At 67.8% G+C, this 15,244-nt stretch carries 15 protein-coding genes and 1 pseudogene; 10 read left to right on the top strand and 6 right to left on the bottom strand.

The window, feature by feature from the left end:
• The first annotated feature begins 62 nt into the window (after nucleotides 1-62).
• The 10 genes and pseudogenes from Aiant_RS28230 to Aiant_RS45945 all read left to right on the top strand — a co-directional run bounded on the left by Aiant_RS28230 (nucleotide 63) and on the right by Aiant_RS45945 (nucleotide 8,057).
• Entirely contained in the window at nucleotides 63-947 is an 885-nt protein-coding gene (locus Aiant_RS28230) for an ATP-binding cassette domain-containing protein (RefSeq protein WP_189336134.1), read from the top strand.
• The gene (locus tag Aiant_RS28235) at nucleotides 944-1,483 is read left to right on the top strand and encodes a hypothetical protein (RefSeq protein WP_189336133.1); all 540 of its coding nucleotides are present in this window, start codon (nucleotides 944-946) and stop codon (nucleotides 1,481-1,483) included. The genes Aiant_RS28230 and Aiant_RS28235 overlap by 4 nt, the downstream gene beginning before the upstream one ends.
• A gap of 3 nt (nucleotides 1,484-1,486) precedes the next feature.
• Nucleotides 1,487-2,623 carry a sensor histidine kinase gene (locus tag Aiant_RS28240; protein ID WP_189336132.1) on the top strand — a complete coding sequence of 379 codons (1,137 nt, stop codon included), beginning with the start codon at nucleotides 1,487-1,489 and terminating at the stop codon, nucleotides 2,621-2,623.
• Complete coding sequence (locus Aiant_RS28245) at nucleotides 2,616-3,266, top strand: response regulator (protein WP_189336131.1); 651 nt, start codon at nucleotides 2,616-2,618, stop codon at nucleotides 3,264-3,266. The genes Aiant_RS28240 and Aiant_RS28245 overlap by 8 nt, the downstream gene beginning before the upstream one ends.
• A gap of 155 nt (nucleotides 3,267-3,421) precedes the next feature.
• Nucleotides 3,422-3,904: a hypothetical protein gene (locus tag Aiant_RS28250; RefSeq protein ID WP_189336130.1), complete on the top strand. Its 483-nt coding sequence runs from the start codon at nucleotides 3,422-3,424 to the stop codon at nucleotides 3,902-3,904.
• Nucleotides 3,905-3,968: 64 nt separating this feature from the next.
• Complete coding sequence (locus Aiant_RS28255; RefSeq protein ID WP_189336129.1) at nucleotides 3,969-4,625, top strand: hypothetical protein; 657 nt, start codon at nucleotides 3,969-3,971, stop codon at nucleotides 4,623-4,625.
• Nucleotides 4,626-4,985: 360 nt separating this feature from the next.
• The gene (locus Aiant_RS28260; RefSeq protein WP_229831385.1) at nucleotides 4,986-5,204 is read left to right on the top strand and encodes a hypothetical protein; all 219 of its coding nucleotides are present in this window, start codon (nucleotides 4,986-4,988) and stop codon (nucleotides 5,202-5,204) included.
• Nucleotides 5,165-6,340, top strand: coding sequence for a hypothetical protein (locus Aiant_RS28265; protein WP_229831383.1), 1,176 nt, complete (start codon nucleotides 5,165-5,167; stop codon nucleotides 6,338-6,340). The genes Aiant_RS28260 and Aiant_RS28265 overlap by 40 nt, the downstream gene beginning before the upstream one ends.
• A gap of 215 nt (nucleotides 6,341-6,555) precedes the next feature.
• A pseudogene (locus Aiant_RS45940) lies at nucleotides 6,556-7,556 on the top strand (TOTE conflict system archaeo-eukaryotic primase domain-containing protein).
• Nucleotides 7,557-7,700: 144 nt separating this feature from the next.
• Nucleotides 7,701-8,057, top strand: coding sequence for a DEAD/DEAH box helicase family protein (locus tag Aiant_RS45945; protein ID WP_229831380.1), 357 nt, complete (start codon nucleotides 7,701-7,703; stop codon nucleotides 8,055-8,057).
• On the opposite strand, the gene Aiant_RS28275 is transcribed toward Aiant_RS45945, so the two are convergent.
• The 6 genes from Aiant_RS28275 to Aiant_RS28300 all read right to left on the bottom strand — a co-directional run bounded on the left by Aiant_RS28275 (nucleotide 7,964) and on the right by Aiant_RS28300 (nucleotide 14,626).
• Nucleotides 7,964-8,608, bottom strand: a complete 645-nt coding sequence (locus Aiant_RS28275) for a hypothetical protein (protein WP_229831379.1) — start codon at nucleotides 8,606-8,608, stop codon at nucleotides 7,964-7,966. The two genes, Aiant_RS45945 and Aiant_RS28275, sit on opposite strands and share 94 nt — an antisense overlap.
• A 29-nt stretch (nucleotides 8,609-8,637) precedes the next feature.
• On the bottom strand, nucleotides 8,638-11,040 hold the full coding sequence (locus tag Aiant_RS47050) for a hypothetical protein (protein ID WP_229831378.1): 2,403 nt from the start codon (nucleotides 11,038-11,040) through the stop codon (nucleotides 8,638-8,640).
• A gap of 5 nt (nucleotides 11,041-11,045) precedes the next feature.
• A complete protein-coding gene (locus Aiant_RS28285) occupies nucleotides 11,046-11,303 on the bottom strand; it encodes a hypothetical protein (protein WP_229831376.1) in 258 nt (85 codons plus the stop codon).
• Between the two features lie 555 nt (nucleotides 11,304-11,858).
• Nucleotides 11,859-12,608 carry a hypothetical protein gene (locus tag Aiant_RS28290; RefSeq protein WP_189336126.1) on the bottom strand — a complete coding sequence of 250 codons (750 nt, stop codon included), beginning with the start codon at nucleotides 12,606-12,608 and terminating at the stop codon, nucleotides 11,859-11,861.
• 5 nt (nucleotides 12,609-12,613) lie between these two features.
• Nucleotides 12,614-13,102 (bottom strand): sigma-70 family RNA polymerase sigma factor, encoded by a 489-nt coding sequence (locus Aiant_RS28295; RefSeq protein ID WP_189336125.1) that lies wholly within the window; start codon nucleotides 13,100-13,102, stop codon nucleotides 12,614-12,616.
• Nucleotides 13,103-13,336: 234 nt separating this feature from the next.
• Entirely contained in the window at nucleotides 13,337-14,626 is a 1,290-nt protein-coding gene (locus tag Aiant_RS28300) for a chymotrypsin family serine protease (protein ID WP_189336124.1), read from the bottom strand.
• Between the last annotated feature and the right edge of the window lie 618 nt (nucleotides 14,627-15,244).

Here is a 15,244-nt window from a genome sequence, read left to right on the forward strand (position 1 = left end):
CCACGCCGGATGAGCACCGTGGTCGGCTGGCGGGCGGCTCGGCCGTCCGTAACGTCGGCCCGGTGATCGAAGTTCACGGCCTGACCGGGAGGTACGGCGGCGTCTCGGCAGTGCGGAACGTGTCGTTCCGCCTGGGACCCGGTGGCCTGCACGGGATCGTCGGCCCGGCCGGCGCCGGCAAGTCCACGATGCTGCGCCTGATGGTCGGGCTGGACCGGGCCGCGTCCGGCCGGTGCCTGTTCGACGGCCGGTCCTACCGTGATCTGGCGTATCCGCTGCGGGAGGTCGGCATCCTGCTCGCCCCGCCGCCGGCTCATCCCGGCCGTACCGGCCGCGATCACCTGCGGATCCTCGCCCGGACCCACGGGATCCCGGACCGCCGCACCGACGAGGTCCTGGAGATGACCGGGCTGGCCGACGTCGCGCGGCTGCGGGCCGGCGTCTATTCCTCCGGCCTGCGGCAGCGGCTCGGCCTGGCCGGCGCGCTGTTGGGTGACCCTCCGGCCCTGCTGCTCGACGATCCGGCGGCCGGACTGGACCCGGACGGTGTCGCCTGGCTGCGCGCCCTGCTCCGCACGCTCGCCCGCGAGGGCCGGGCCGTCCTGGTCACCGGCCGCCTGACCGGGGAACTGGCCGGCGACATCGACCGGCTGGTCATTCTCGGGCGAGGCCGGGTGCTCGCCGACGCTCCGGCGGCCGAGGTGATCTCGCGGAACACGGTCCCGGCGGTGCGGGTCCGCCCGGACCGCCCGGACGACCTGGAGAAGCTGCTGCGCGGGCACGGCGCGGCCGTCGCCCTGCGCCCGGACGGCCGCCTGGAGATCACCGGGCTGACCTCGGCCGACGTCGCCGGGCTGGCCGTCCGCGCCGGCATCCTGCTGATCGAGAACGCCCCGGTGCACGCCTCCCTCGAAGACGTCTACCTGGCTCTGGCCCGCGGCCGATGATCCGCCTCGTCGCTGCCGAGTGGCTGAAACTCCGTACCCTGAAGTCGTTCTGGATCTGCGCGGGAACCGCGCTGGTCTTCACCCCCGCGGCCGCGACGCTGTCCGGACTCCTGGCCGCCGGGGTCCTTCAAACGGTGATCATCGTGCTGGCGGCTGTCGTGCCCGGTTCGGAGTACGCCACCGGAACCATCCGGACGACCTTCCTGGCCGCACCCCGCCGGATCGCCGTGATGACCGCGAAGGCCCTGGTGGCGGCCGTGGTCGCGGCGGTGCTCGGGGCCGTGTGCCTGATGCTGGCGTACGTTGTCGTGACGCTGGTCGATGTGCGGTACGGCACAGTCGTGAGCCGGTCGGCCGTCGATATCGGACACTGCGTGCTCGTGGCGCTGTTCGCGTTCGCCGTCACGCTCGCCGTCAAGCACACGGCGTCCGCTGTCAGCCTCGCCCTCAGCGCCGTCCTGCTGGTCAGATTGGTGCTGATGGTGGTGAGCATGATGGTCGGGGCCGACCCGTCGACGGCTTCCTGGAATCTCTGACCCGTGGAGCCCGACACCGGGATCCGGGTCTTCTGGGCCAACCATCCCCACCTGGCCACCGTCATCGTCGTCGCGGTCAGCCTCTTCGCCGGCCTCGACTTCGACATGCTGACCGGCGACATGACCCGCGCCAGTTGGTGGGCGGTGGTCGTCAACACGGTGATCTCGCTGGCGCTGATCTGGCGGCGGTCGTGGCCGTGGGCGGTGCTGGCGGTGACCGTGACCGGCGACGCCCTGTCCGGCGACACCCAGCTGTTCGCGTTCGCCGTAGTGATGTATTCGCTGGTGGTGCACCGTTCGTTGCAGGCTGCGACGATCGGCGCGGTCCTCTCGGTGGCCGTGCTCGGGGTGGTCACCTTCCAGCAGGAGGGCCACGACGGGCTCGGCCCCTTCATCGGCCTCTACGGGCTCGCGGTGATCATTCCGGTGCTGGTCGGCGGGACCGTGGCCACCCGCCGTCGTCACGTGCGGTCGCTGGAGGACCGGGCCGCCCGGCTGGCCCGGGAGAAGGAGCAGGAGGGCAAGCTGGCCGCCGCCCGCGAGCGCGTGCGGATCGCACACGACATGCACGACATCGTCGCCCACAACCTGACCATCATGGTCCGCCTGGCCGACGGCGCGACCGCGGTCGCCGACACCGACCCGGAGCGTTCCCGAAAGGCCGTGCAGCGGGTCGCTGCCCTGGGGCGGGAGGCGATGACCGACATGCGCCGGCTGCTCGGCGTGCTGCGCGACGACAGCCCGGACACTCCGGGTGACCTGGAGAGCCTGATCGAGACGTTCCGGATCGCCGGCCTGCCGGTGACCCTGCGCCGCCACGGGCCGGATCCGTCCTCACCGGGTCTGCAGCGGGTGGTGTTCCGGGTCGTGCAGGAGTCACTGACCAACGCGCTGCGCTACGCCGACCGGCCCACCGACGTCCTGGTCGACCTGGACTACGGCGACGACCCGATCCGGATCGTGGTCGCCGACGACGGCCGGGGCACCACGCCGGCCCCGTCGGTCGGCAGCGAGCAGGGCCTGAACGCGATGCGCGAACGAGTCGCCATGTACGGCGGCACCGTCGAAGCCGGCCGTCAGGTGGTCGGGTGGACCGTACGAGTGGACCTGCCCCATCCCGCAGAAGGTGCCGATGTCTGAGATAACCCTGCTGCTCGTGGACGACCAGGAACTCCTGCGCGAGGGCATGGCCATGGTCCTCGGCGCGACACCCGGCCTGCGTATCGTCGGTGAGGCCGGCGACGGCCGGGCCGGTGCCCTGCTGGCCCGGGACCGCCGCCCCGACGTGGTGCTGATGGACGTCCGGATGCCGATCATGGACGGGATCGAGGCGACGCGGGACATCGTCGCCAACTGTCCCGGCACCCGGGTTCTCATCCTGACCACCTTCGACCTGGATGAGTACGCGTTCACCGCCCTGCGCGCCGGGGCCAGCGGCTTCCTGCTCAAGGACGCGCCCTCGGCCGACCTGATCGACGCGGTCCGCACCGTCGCGGCCGGCGCGGCGGTGGTCTCGCCTCGGATCACCCGCGCCCTGCTCGACCACTACCAGGGCGGGCGGGCCCCCGACCCGGCGGGCACGAGCCTCCTGGAGGAGCTGACCGCCCGGGAGCGCGAGGTGCTGGTGGCGATCGGCCGTGGACTGTCCAACCCGGAGATCGCCGGGGAGTTGTTCCTGTCCGAGTCGACGGTGAAGACCCATGTCGGCCGGGTGCTGGCCAAACTCGGGGCCCGCGACCGCGTGCACGCGGTGATCTGGGCGCACACCAACGGGCTCGTCTGAGCCGTGTGGTACCGCGGTACCACACACGATGAGCACCGTGGTCGGATGGCTGCCCGGCGGGGCGTCCGTAGTGTCATTCCCATGAACGAGGTCGATGAAAACGGCCTCTGACCAGGAGAAATTCGCCCCGCGTCTCGCCGGAAGAGGAATGTGTCATGACCACCAGAACCCGCGTCAACCCCCTTGTGATCTGGGCGCCGGTCTCGGTCGCCTTGCTCGTCGCCGTGTTCGTGGCGTGGATCGGCTGGCCGGTCCAGCCCGCCCGACTGCCGGAAGGCGCCTCGATCGTCGACGTCTATCTGATCAGTGACGAGCTGAGCAAGCCGGCAGAGCGCGGCCAGACCGACGGCTGGTTCGGCGGTCTAGGCCTGCCGTGCGGCACCGACGCGTGGTACGTCGAGGCGAACAACACCGCGATGTGCGCGGTGCTGGACGGCCCGAAGGGCGTCGTCGCCGTGAACACCAGGGACAAGCAGATCTCGCTGCCCGACGCGTCGCAGACCGCGCTGAAGGTCTGGGCCACCGAGGCCGACGCCGGCACCGAACAGCACACCACCCGCGTCCTGCTGGTGCAGGACAGCACCGCGGTCGCGGTCGTCGCCCTGGCCAGTCCGGCCACCGCTGCCCCGGTGGATTAGCCCCACTCCCGAATCACACGACGTCCGTGGCTCAGTTGCGCCCTTTTAGAGAACGGGAAGTCCGATGAATACCACAATCTCCCGAATCGCTGCCCTCGCCGCCCTTGTGGTTGTCTCCGCCACCGCGCAGGCGTGCTCGTCCGGGACGACGACGACCACCACCGCGCCGTCCGCCCCCGCCGGCGCCACTGCCGCCCCCGCCGGCACCACGGCCGCCACGACCTCGGCGGCTCCGGCCGCCACCAAGCGCGTGGAGCCGGTCGTCAAGAGCACCCCGCGGAGCAAGCCGACCCGCAAGAAGCCGAAGCTGCCGGAGGCGCAATCCCTCGTCACGGTCACGGCTGCGGACTCCGGCGCCTCGATCACCGACCGGGGCAAGGGTTATCTGAGCGCCTCGAAGAACGGCACGGCGCTTCAGTTCCACCTGATCCATACCGACGACAAGACCGATAACTATCAGTTCAGCCTGGCCGGCCCCAAGAATCTGTGCCTGGAACAGGCCCTCGACCCGTTCGGCAGTCTCCGGCTGAAGCCGTGCGACATCGAGAAGGCCGAGCAGCTGTTCGTGATCACGCCGGCCGCCGACGGCTACTACATCGGCAGCAAGCACGCCGAGTACCTGTACCAGGGCGTCGGCGACGTCGCGTCGTTCGACGTCACCTCCGACTTCGAGCCCGGCCACTGGACCTTCGTCGTGAAGGGCTCCGAGCCGCTCGACTGACCGGACCGAACTGCCCGATGCCCGGCCCACCACGGCCGGGCATCGGGCGGTTCTCCAAATCAAGATCAAATTCGTGCGGCCGCTTGAGCCGGCCGAGACTCGCGCCACTGCGTCCAGGCTGCTCATCGCGTGCCAATGCGTGCTCGTGACCTGGCTAAACCCATCAGCGGGTCACCGACGACCACGGTGGCGTGGTTCGCATGGTCAACGTCCGGTCTACGTTGATCTTGTATGCGAACCACTGGTCCGTGGTTCGCTGTCGTCGACTGCTGGCGAAGCGCCGGGGGCGGTTCATTATCCTGCGCGGATGTCTTCGCTCAGGGATATCGAGTTCGATGCCTTGGTCGCCGAGGCGGTCGCATGATTGAGGGCGATCTGGCGGTGCCGTTCGAGACCGAGGTTCTCGGCGTACCGGTGACCGTCCGAAAGGTGGATCTGCGCTCGTCGGGGATCGTCGCGAACTGCCATCATGACCGGCTGCGGCAGGCGATCGGGGTTCTGGACCTTCCGTTGCCGGATCTCGCGCCGGAGGGTGCGCGGTGGATCGGGGCGTACCGCTGGTGGGCGGCGGGCCGGTGAGCGAATACCAGTATTACGAGTTCGTGGCGCTCGATCAGGCGTTGTCGGCGAAGCAGCAGGGCGAGTTGCGGGCGGTGTCGTCGCGAGGCCGGATCACGTCGTCGGGTTTCGTCAACGACTATCAGTGGGGCGATCTCAAGGCTGACCCGGCCAAGTGGATGGAGCGGTACTTCGACGCGCATCTGTATCTGGCGAACTGGGGAACGCGGCGGATCATGCTGCGGTTGCCGAAGGCGGCATTGGCTCCAGAGACGGCGGAAGCGTTTTGTGTCGGGGAGTCGGCCGGCTGCTGGACGACACGTACCCATGTGATCCTCGATCTTCGTAGTGAAGATGAGGACGGTGACGAGAATTCGTGGAACGAGGAAGGACGGCTCGCGGCCATCGTTCCGGTCCGGGCGGAGCTAGCCGGCGGTGATCGGCGGCTGCTGTATCTGGCCTGGCTGCTGTGTGTGCAGAACCGGGACCTGGAAGATGACGAGCTGGAGCCGCCGGTTCCAGCCGGACTGGCGAACCTGAGCGGGCCGTTGCAATCCCTGGCCGATTTCCTTCGCCTGGATCTCGATCTGCTGGACGCGGCGGCAGTGGCGAGCCGGCCACTGGCCGAGAAGATTCCGTCCGCCGCTGAATTGCGCCGCTGGGTGGCGGATCTGCCGGAGGCGGACAAGGACGAGATGCTGCTCCGGGTGTTCCGTGGCGATGCCGGGTTGCTGCGGTCGGAGTTGCTGCGGACGTTTCATGGTGTGACGGAGGAGTCGCCTGCCGGAGAGGGGCGGACCGCCGGGGATCTGCTCGCCGCCGCTGAGGAGCGCTGGGTGGCACGGCAGCAGCAGAATCGGGAGCGAGAGGCGGCCCAGCGTCAGCGCAGCGAGGAAGCGGCCGCAGCGGCCCGCGAGGAGCGTCTGGACGAGCTGGCACGAAACCCGGTCCGCACCTGGAACCGGGTGGACGAGTTGATCGCGACGAAGCGTCCGAAGGACTACGACACCGCGGTGGCACTGCTTTTGGATCTACAGGCGCTGGCGATACGGGAAGGTGAGATCTTCGAGTTCGCGGAGCAGATGACCCTGCTGCGGGAGCGTCATGCGCGGAAGCCGAGCCTGATCGACCGTTTCGACCGGGCCCGGCTTGACTGATTCGGCTGCCGGGTTGGCGGTGGCCGGCGTGTGAAGATTGGCCGGTGGTGTCCGTTGACGCGGTGACTGATGACGAGGTCGCTCGGCTGCGTCGTGAGCTGGAGCGGTTACGGGCGGAGAACCATCGGCTGTCGCGTCTGCTGGATCTGCGGGGCCAGGACACCGCTCCGGCTCCCGAGCAACTTGCCGCGACGGCCACACCAGGGCCGGTCACGATGGCGTCGCCGGTAGGGGAGAAGCTCGCGTTCTACGCCAACCTGTTCCAGGCGCGGCGGGATGCTTATGCGAAGAGGTGTAAGAACCACCGGCTCGGTACGGCGGGGTGGTCTCCCGCAGTGGCGGGTGGCTGGCGTAAGGGGATGGACCGGCGCGCGGCGGCCTATCTGCCGCTCACCGCGGAGGTGGTTGCCGCTCATCTGGTCGGTGACGTGTTCATGGGCCTGTATCCGCTGCTCACCGACAACACCTGCCAATTTTGGCCGCCGACTTCGACGGCAGCACCGCGATGCTCGATGCGCTTGCCTATTGCAAGGCGGCTCGTGCCAGTGGGGTGCCCGCGGCGTTGGAGATCTCCCAGTCAGGGCGTGGAGCGCATGCCTGGATCTTCTTCACCGACCCGATACCCGCGACTACGGCCCGGTCGATAGGAACGGTTCTGCTGCACGAGGCAATGGTCCTTCAGGGCTCGATGGACCTGCGCTCGTACGACCGGCTGTTCCCGAACCAGGACGTTCTACCGGACGGAGGTTTCGGAAACCTGATCGCTGCCCCGCTGCAGGGCAGGCGCCGCAAGGACGGATTAACGCTCTTCCTCGATCTGGCAACTCTGGAACCGTACGAGGACCAATGGGCCTTCCTGTCGGTCCTCGACCGGCTCAGCCCAGGCGACGCGGAAAGAATCGCCCGCCGTGCCAAACAGGCCGTTGTGGGCGCCGGTGTGGCGAAGATGAGCAGGTCGGATGCAACGAGGGTCCACCCGCCATTGCCGATGACGGTGCAGGCAGATCTCGCGGCGGGACTGAGTATCGAAATCTCGCAACTGCCGGCGGCCGCGCTGGCCACGTTCAAGCACGCGGCCTCGCTGGCCAATCCGAAGTTCTACGAATTGCAGCGGCTTCGCAAGTCGACCTGGGCCACGCCACGGTTTCTTCGTGGGTACGACATCACGCTGGACGGTCGCCTGGTCCTGCCGCGCGGGTTGCGGCCCGCTGTGTGACGAATCGTCGAGGAGGCCGGATCCCGTCTGGTGATCACGGATACGCGGGATGCTGGCCGGGAGATCGAGGTTGCTTTCACCGCTGAGCTGACCACCAGCTTTCACCGCTGAGCTGACCACCAGGCAGAGCACCGGGGTGAGTGCATGCTCGGCCACGACGACGGCATGCTGGTGGCTCCACCGGGCTCCGGCAAGACCGTCATGGCCTGCGCGATGATCGCCGAGCGTGCCACCTCGACTCTGATTCTCGTCGATCGCAAAGCGCTGGCCGGACAGTGGCGATCACGCATCGAGCAGTTCCTCGGCGTACGGCCGGAGCAGATCGGCGGCGGCCGGCGCAAGCTCACCGGCGACATGATGGTGCGCCAGTGCGCCGCACCGTTCACCGTGCCTGTCGCGACGCCTCGTCAGGCCTGGTGCCGAGCCCACTTCGTGCACTCCGCGCCGTATTTCGCCTGGCGGTCGCCGTCGTTGTCGATCAGATGGTCGGCGAGCCAATGACGTTCACCGTCCCCGGACTCAACGTTTTCCATCACATACGACTCAAGGTTCGCCCGGTCCTGCCGCACTTTGAAGTGCTTCTCCTCGGCGTGGCGCCAATATCCGTGATCGGTACAGAAGGTGACCGTTGCTCGATTTGGGCCGGTCCGCTCGACACCCATGACCTTGACCCAGATCGGGCCGATCAGCGGATCCTGGACCGCTGAGGACCTCGCAAACGGTGCGAGAAACTCTTCGTAGAACGCCTCGGTGTAGACGAATCGTCCGATCGGGATGACTTCGGTCCAGTCGGTCGCCTGCCGTTCCCAGTAGATGAACGCAAGACTCCGTCGGGCGGCGAGCACCTCGTCGGTATCCGGCAGCGCCGATAGGTCCCAGGTGATCGGCAGGGCCTTGGTTCCGTTCATCGGCAGTTTCCGGTACGCCTCCTCGAACGTCATGGAGGGTGCGACGGTACTGCTCGACGGCGTCGGCTCCTCGGCGCGGCGATCATCGGTACAGCCCGCCGCAGCAAGACCAACGGTCGCGGCGACGAGCATCGCGACGAACATCTTCAGTTTGGATGAGCCAGCACTACTTCTCATTCGAAGATGTCTCCCGCCCACTCGTAGCCGTTCTGGTAGGAGTCCCCCGCGTGAGTGGCGGCGTTACCAACAGTGCTCATGCCGTGCCCCGCCTTGTACTGCTGCCAGGCCTGATAGTCCGCCTCGTTCCACCGGCTCACCGGCTTCAAGCTGCCGTTCTCGGTGAAGTTGTCTGGCAGATTGTCGAGTTTGCCGCTGTTGTAGAGGGACAGTTCGGTTAGGTCGACGGCGGTGGTTCGGCTGGCGCCGAGCGCGGCACCGACCTCATACGTCGCCTTGCCGGAGTTGTCGACCGTCGCGTGTTCCTCGGCCTGTGTCACCAGGTCGTTGACGTAGTCCTTGGCCAGGTCACCGACGACCGGCACCGGCATCTTCCCGGTCACCTTGCCCATCACCTCATCGACGACGAGACCGACAACCTTGTACCGATCCTCGATGATCTTGTTGGTGGCCTCGTCCTGCTGTGCGCTGGTGGTGTGATGCACATCGTGCGCCCCGTGGTCGAGTGCGCCCATCACGCTGCCGTAGTTGTGTGAGACGTTCTCCATCGCGCGCAGGTTCCCGTTGATGTCGTCGTGCGGGTTCTGTTGGCCGGACAGGATGTTGTCGTAGCTGCCCGCGGCGTACGCCGCCTCGGCCTTGGCGATGGTGTCGTGCGCGCCCTGATCCCTGCCCAGGTCGGCCAGGAGTTTCACCAGGTGGTTGCGATCGACGTCGATGGTCTGCCCGGGGATGGCGGCGTGCGAGTCGGCGATGTTGAGGTTCACGTCGAAGATGTACGCCGACGTGATGGCGGCGATCGGCTGGCGCAGCTGCGGGTTGATGATCTCGGGTGTGCCGGTCTGGCCGTGGCCCGGGATCGTGCCGTTGGGATAGCCCATGGCCTGCTCGTCGACGTTGCCCTCGTAGATGATCGATTCGACGATGTGCCGGGCCTGCGGACCGGGCTGTTCGGTGGTGGCGTGTTCGAGCGCGATGCCGAACTTGTCGAGAGCGGTGTTGCGGTAGTCGTCGCTGTGCTGCGTCACCTCGGACAACCAGCCTCCGCCGCCGGGGACGTCGGCGGTCGCGCTCCAGTTCCGGTCGGTGAGCAGGTAGTCGAGCCGGGGCAGCCGGCCGTCGGCGGGGCCGTCGCTGGTGAAGGTGGTGGTGCCGGTGAGTAGGTCCCGGGTGGCGTCACCGTTGCGTGACAGGGCGTCCATCAGGCCGTTCATCGGGTCGTAGCCGGCCGGCACGGTGTTGTCGGTGTGGCCCCGGGTCCAGTCCAGGCGCAGGTACTCGCCGCGTTCCCCGGTCCACAGGGCGCTGTTCTTGCCCTGTGACATCTCGAAATCGACCATGTCGCCGCCCACCGTCGACAGGAAACCGGCGTCGTAGGTGCCGCTGTGCAGCAGCGGGGCGAGTAGCTGGTACCCGTTTACGTGCACGTCTTGTGGCGGGCCGTAGGGGCTGATGACGGTCATCTCGCTGCGTCCGGCGGCCATCAGGTCGGTGATCCACTGGCTGGGCAGCTCGTGGTCGCCGGGGGTGTAGGTCTCGCCGCGGAAGCCGCCGTGGGTGCCGGTCTGCGTGGTCGCGGTGGCCAGCATGACGCCGAGTCCGTACTGCAGATCCCGCACCATGTCGGCGGTGTTGTTGCTGAACAGCAAGCCGTCGGGGTCATTGCCGGGGTTGTCGGGCTGGTAGGTGGCGAGGGTGCCGTTGAGCTGGAGCAGGCCCTGGGGTCCCAGGACGGTGAGGACGTCGTGGGCAAAGGCCTCGTCCCGGCCGTACAGCTTGATCAGGTTGCGCAGCTCGTCGAGTTCGGCGGCGGTCGGCTGGTATGCCGGGTTCTTGAGTTTGTTCGCCAGCTCGGTGGCCCGGGCGATCGCGCCGGGCGGGCTGGCCCCGAACCCGGTCCGGGGCGACGGCACGTTGCCGTTGATGATCTCGGCCGTGGAGTCGTCCTGCGCTCGTGCGTACTCCACGACCGTACGCAGATCGTTGAGCAGCGCGCCGGTTTCCCGGCCGGTCTGGTCCAGGTTGCCGCCCATGTACGCGGACGCCGGCGCGGTGATCGTCACGGCTGCCGTATCCACGGTGTAGCCGGCCTGCTGCGCCGACGCGACGATCCCTTCCGCTTGGCTGCGCAGACCCTTCATCGCGTACGCATGCTGGTCGAACGCATCGGCCAGGGCTTTTGCCGGTGGGTAGGTGTTCTCCACCTCGGCCCGCAGCATGGCCGCCTTCTGCAAGGCCGCGGCCGATCCTTTGCCGTCCGGCCACACCGCACCCAGGTCACGGGTGCCGGCGATCAACTGATCCGACGCGGTGTCGATACCCCGGGCCAGGCGCTGCCAGGCGTCGGCCACGGAATGCCACGGTCCGGCGTCGAACTCGAGCAGATCATGCAGCGTCATGCCACTCACTGAGCCACCCCCGCTCCGCTGGACCGCAGCTCGTGCGCGTTCGACTGGTCCGTGGCCCGATAGGTCCGTGCCGAGGTGATCAGGCTTGTGCCGTACTCGTCGGCTTGGCCGGTGAGTCGCCGCAGGTCGGCGAGCCATGCCTTCTGCGCAGCCTGCGCCGCGGTAGTCGCCGTGGAGACCGGACGCGGTGCGGGCGCCAGGCCGGAGCCGGCCGCCTTCACGGCGTTCTTCATCGTCGCTGCGGCCTCGGCCACGTCCTGTCCGATACCGCGCAAGGCATCGGCATCAACCTGTAGACCCCCAGGGTGCACAGCGCTCCCCCTTCGAAGGGAACATCACGGCGGCCCGCGCCGTCATGCCAACTCCGCTACGGACGGCGCTGCGGACAGCGATAAGCCAGTCCACGACCGATCCATAGTCATTCGACTATCTCTGATGCATGAGAGGCCAGAACCCAACAGCGCTGAAGCCGTTGTGGACGCTCGCAGTGGTACACGCCGCCGGCGTCCCACCGGTTCAGCGCTTGCTCCGACTTGGCACCACCACGCCCTGGTCGATCGTCGCGGCCACTTATGAGCAGCACAGGAACAACCCGGCGTCACCGAGATCGAAACCCGCGGGTACCACTGACCAACATTTCGCTGAGATCCACGGGTGTCGGTTCCGGCGATGAGTCGAGGATCATGAGCCGGAGTGGCTCACCCACGTCGGGGAGCGTGTCAGGCCTCGTACTCCCGCAGGCAGGTCCACGTCCGGCCGGAGTCCGGTGGACAGCGGCCGGCTGGACTGCCGGCAGCACCACCGGTAAATCATTGTGGTGCCAACTTCTCGATGGTCTCCAACGGGACCGCGACCAAGCCGCGTCGTTCCAGCCGGGTATAGGTGTCGCTGCCCGGTACGCCGGTGAGCGGCCCGTGATACGGCACCCCCTGGAGACCGGCCGCGGTGAACGAGTTCCAGCACCCGTCAGCGACGAGAATGGCGTTGTTGCCGACGACCGGCACGTGGCTGACGACGGCCCCGAGCGATCCCCGGTTCACGTTCTGTGGTGCGTAGAAGCCGAGCAGAGCCCCGTCCGGGCCCCACAACGGTCCCTCCGGTCCGGCGTCGGCGGACCCGCTCGCGGCCTGCGTCCAGACGGTAGCGCCCTCACCCACGGCAGGACCCGTGAGGGTACGGACGTGGGTGAGCGTCATCTCGTGATACCGGTAGCCGTCGAGGCGGGTGCGCCCGGTCAACTTCCCCCGGGCGACGATGACCGACACTCCTTCGGACGGTGCCCGGGAGAACGACTCCGGCAGAGCGAGGCAGGCGCTGGCGGCCAGACCCGTCTCGGCACTCGTGGGTGACTCGGCCGCTGTCGAACTCGTCGTCCCCGGCGCCTCGCCGAGGCGGGACCAGATGCCCACGCCACCGGCGACGAGCACGACCCCGGCGGCCACGGCGATCATCGTCTGCCTCCGGCGCCGGGCGCGCTGCTTGACGCGCAGCTGGGTCAGGACCACGTCCGGGTCGGCGTCGTGACGCGACAGCACGTCGCGCAGGTGGGCCGGATCCATCGGTATCAGCCTCGTTCCGCGGTTGTCGCGGCCAGCCGCAGGGCCGCACGGGCATGGGACAGGTGTGACCGCACCGTGCCGGGCGAACACGCGAGGGCGTCGGCGATCTCCTCGTCCGTGCGGTCGAACAGGTAGCGCAAGACGACCGCTACGCGCTGGTGGGCGCTCAGGTGGGTGAGCAGGCGCACGACGGCGTCACGGGCGTCCACCGTCGCGTGCGGATCGTCGCCGGCGCGGTCCAGGACGCCGAGGTCGGCGGTCGCCTGGGTCCGGCGTCGCCGGGTCTTTCGCCGCTCGGACAGGAAGGTCGTGACTACGGTACGGCGCACGTACCCCAGCGGGTTCTCCATCCGCCGGATCCGGCCCCACCGGGTCGAGACGACCATCAGCGCGTCCGACAGGATGTCCTCGGCCAGATGGTGATCCCCGGTCAGCGCGCCGGCGAACCGGGCAAGGCCGGCCATCTCGGCACGGAGAAATTCCTCGAACGTCACGGGACCCCATTCGGTGGTACTGCCGGACCAGGCGGACCGGCACGGTTCAGCTTGATAACGCCACGACCCGGCCTTCCTGTGGAGGATGCCGCGGAGAAATCTGTGGGAAGACGACTGCGCGGGCCGGCCACCGGCCGCGACGGCGGTGTCCTGAGGACGGACCGTCGCTGCCGGAGGCCGAGTTCCGCACCGGCGACGGCGGTCAGCCGGTCAGCCGGTCAGCCGGTCAGCCGGTCAGCCGGTCACCAGTGAGGCGTTCGGCAGCGTATTCACGATCGTACGCATCGCGGTGAAGTAGAAGCGCCAGGTGCAGACGGCGCCACCGGACCAGGTGGTGGAGGAGGTGTGGTACCGCGTGTCGGTGGCCGGGCCGCCCTGGATCATGCCCACCGCCTTGACCTTCATGTTGCCTGCGGTCACCAGCACCGGACCGCCGCTGTCGCCCTGACAGGCCGCGGTCTTGTGGCTCTCCTGGTCGCCGACGATCGTCGAGAAGGTGGAGTTGCCGCCATGCGGGTAGCCGTCGTCGAACCAGTGCACCATCTGGGTGATCCGGATGCCGCAGTGAACACCGGAGTTGGCCCCGCTGGTGCAAACGCTGTCACGGAGGCTCACGTCGCCGTATCCGACGACCGTCTTCTTGTAGCCGTTGGCGTCGTTGCGGGAGCCGTCGAACATCAGCGGCGATCCTTTGGCGCTCATCTGGCGTGCCGCGCCGTCCGTGGAGTTGCGCACGCCGTCGCCGTAGTTGTTCCGGCTGTTGTTGAGCGGGCGATAGTCATGCGCCGTGCAGTGACGGGCGGTCGTCGTGTACCGGGTGCCTCCGACGCTGACCGAGAAGCCGGTCGAGCAGATCTCCCGGGTAGCCGGGCTGTACATGACGCCGCCGGCGTTGAACGCGGGCGTGTCCGTGTCCCGGGTGGCCGCGAAGGTCTCGTCGCCGCCGCCGAGTTCCACGCTGACCGCGACGCCCAGGTCTTCGCTGGCCTCCCGGGCCACCTTGCTGATGGTCGTCTGCGGCGTCTCCTCACGGGAGCCGTCGGCGAGCGTGCGTGCCGAGCCGCCGTCCGGCACGCCCTGCACCTTGATGCCGTCGAACTCCGCGGTGATCCCGCTGATCGAATTCAGATCGAAATTCTTGTACGCGGTCTTGCCCCGCTTGGCGAGCGTCTCGACCGCCTCGACCAGTTGCTCGCGGCTGTACCTGCGTTGCTCGACCTTGACCGAGATCCCGCGGCGCCGGCCCTCGGCAATGATGTTGCGCTGCGTGTCGTCGGAGGGACCGTGCCAGAGCAGCGTGGTGGACAGGGATGCGGCGTCGTTCACCGACTCGATGTAACCGCTGTGCCCGAGGCTTGGCTGCTGGATGATCCAGGTCTTGAGGTCCGTAAGCCGGTTCTGCTGCCCGTTCGGGTCCTGCGAGTCGATGAGGTCCGGCTGGCCCGCGGGCGGAGCCTTCGGCTTGCCGTCGTCGGCGAGCACCGGAGAACCGGTGAATGCCACCAGGGTGGCACTTGTGGTCACGACGAGGCTCAAGGCGAGCGATTTACGTCGGAGATTGTGGAACATGGAAACCTGTTTCGTCGTACGTAGCCCCCGTGGCTACGTTTCCGCTCGCATTCAATCGAGCTGATGAACGTTATGGCGAAACGGCGAAATGGTGTCATCCGCCGAACGTCGAGCGCATCCGCCCGTATTCTGGCGAGATTGCTCGTTCGTCTTCTTATCGGCAGTCGTTCGCAGCAGTATTCGAACCGACCAAGCCATTGTGGATCGGTGCCGCTTGTGATCTAGGTTCATCTGGGGTGTGCACTTCACGGGGACTTTACGCTGATATGGCGCGGAGTGATGCTGCGGTCGCTAAAGGTGACGCCTTGCCCTGCGGGCCGAAAAAACGAAATAAAGTGCTCGCCGCATAGATAAAAGTCACGCTTGACTTCCGGGGAGGCGAACGCATTAGGGGCCATTTTATTTTAAGAAACTAACCTCAATTTTTGGCTGTCGCACTACTTTGCGAGGCGCACCGGGGAGGCTTGTTGAGCGAAGCTGCCGTAAGCGCCTGCTGGCCAGGACGGCAGGAGATGGCGCGGAGCCGCGCCGGTGTGAGATCTCTGCGCGGTTGATGGGGGCAGGCGGTCCCGG

It is taken from the genome of Actinoplanes ianthinogenes (assembly GCF_018324205.1).
In the GTDB taxonomy this organism is placed as follows: domain Bacteria; phylum Actinomycetota; class Actinomycetes; order Mycobacteriales; family Micromonosporaceae; genus Actinoplanes; species Actinoplanes ianthinogenes.

What these genes read in the sequence shown, in the direction of transcription:
- Aiant_RS28255 (WP_189336129.1), top strand. Translation starts at nt 3,969, where the DNA reads ATGAATACCACAATCTCCCGAATCGCTGCCCTCGCCGCCCTTGTGGTT.
- Aiant_RS28260 (WP_229831385.1), top strand. Translation starts at nt 4,986, where the DNA reads ATGATTGAGGGCGATCTGGCGGTGCCGTTCGAGACCGAGGTTCTCGGC.
- Aiant_RS28275 (WP_229831379.1), bottom strand. Translation starts at nt 8,608, where the DNA reads ATGTTCGTCGCGATGCTCGTCGCCGCGACCGTTGGTCTTGCTGCGGCG.
- Aiant_RS28250 (WP_189336130.1), top strand. Translation starts at nt 3,422, where the DNA reads ATGACCACCAGAACCCGCGTCAACCCCCTTGTGATCTGGGCGCCGGTC.
- Aiant_RS28245 (WP_189336131.1), top strand. Translation starts at nt 2,616, where the DNA reads ATGTCTGAGATAACCCTGCTGCTCGTGGACGACCAGGAACTCCTGCGC.
- Aiant_RS28235 (WP_189336133.1), top strand. Translation starts at nt 944, where the DNA reads ATGATCCGCCTCGTCGCTGCCGAGTGGCTGAAACTCCGTACCCTGAAG.
- Aiant_RS47050 (WP_229831378.1), bottom strand. Translation starts at nt 11,040, where the DNA reads ATGACGCTGCATGATCTGCTCGAGTTCGACGCCGGACCGTGGCATTCC.
- Aiant_RS28290 (WP_189336126.1), bottom strand. Translation starts at nt 12,608, where the DNA reads ATGGATCCGGCCCACCTGCGCGACGTGCTGTCGCGTCACGACGCCGAC.
- Aiant_RS45945 (WP_229831380.1), top strand. Translation starts at nt 7,701, where the DNA reads ATGCTCGGCCACGACGACGGCATGCTGGTGGCTCCACCGGGCTCCGGC.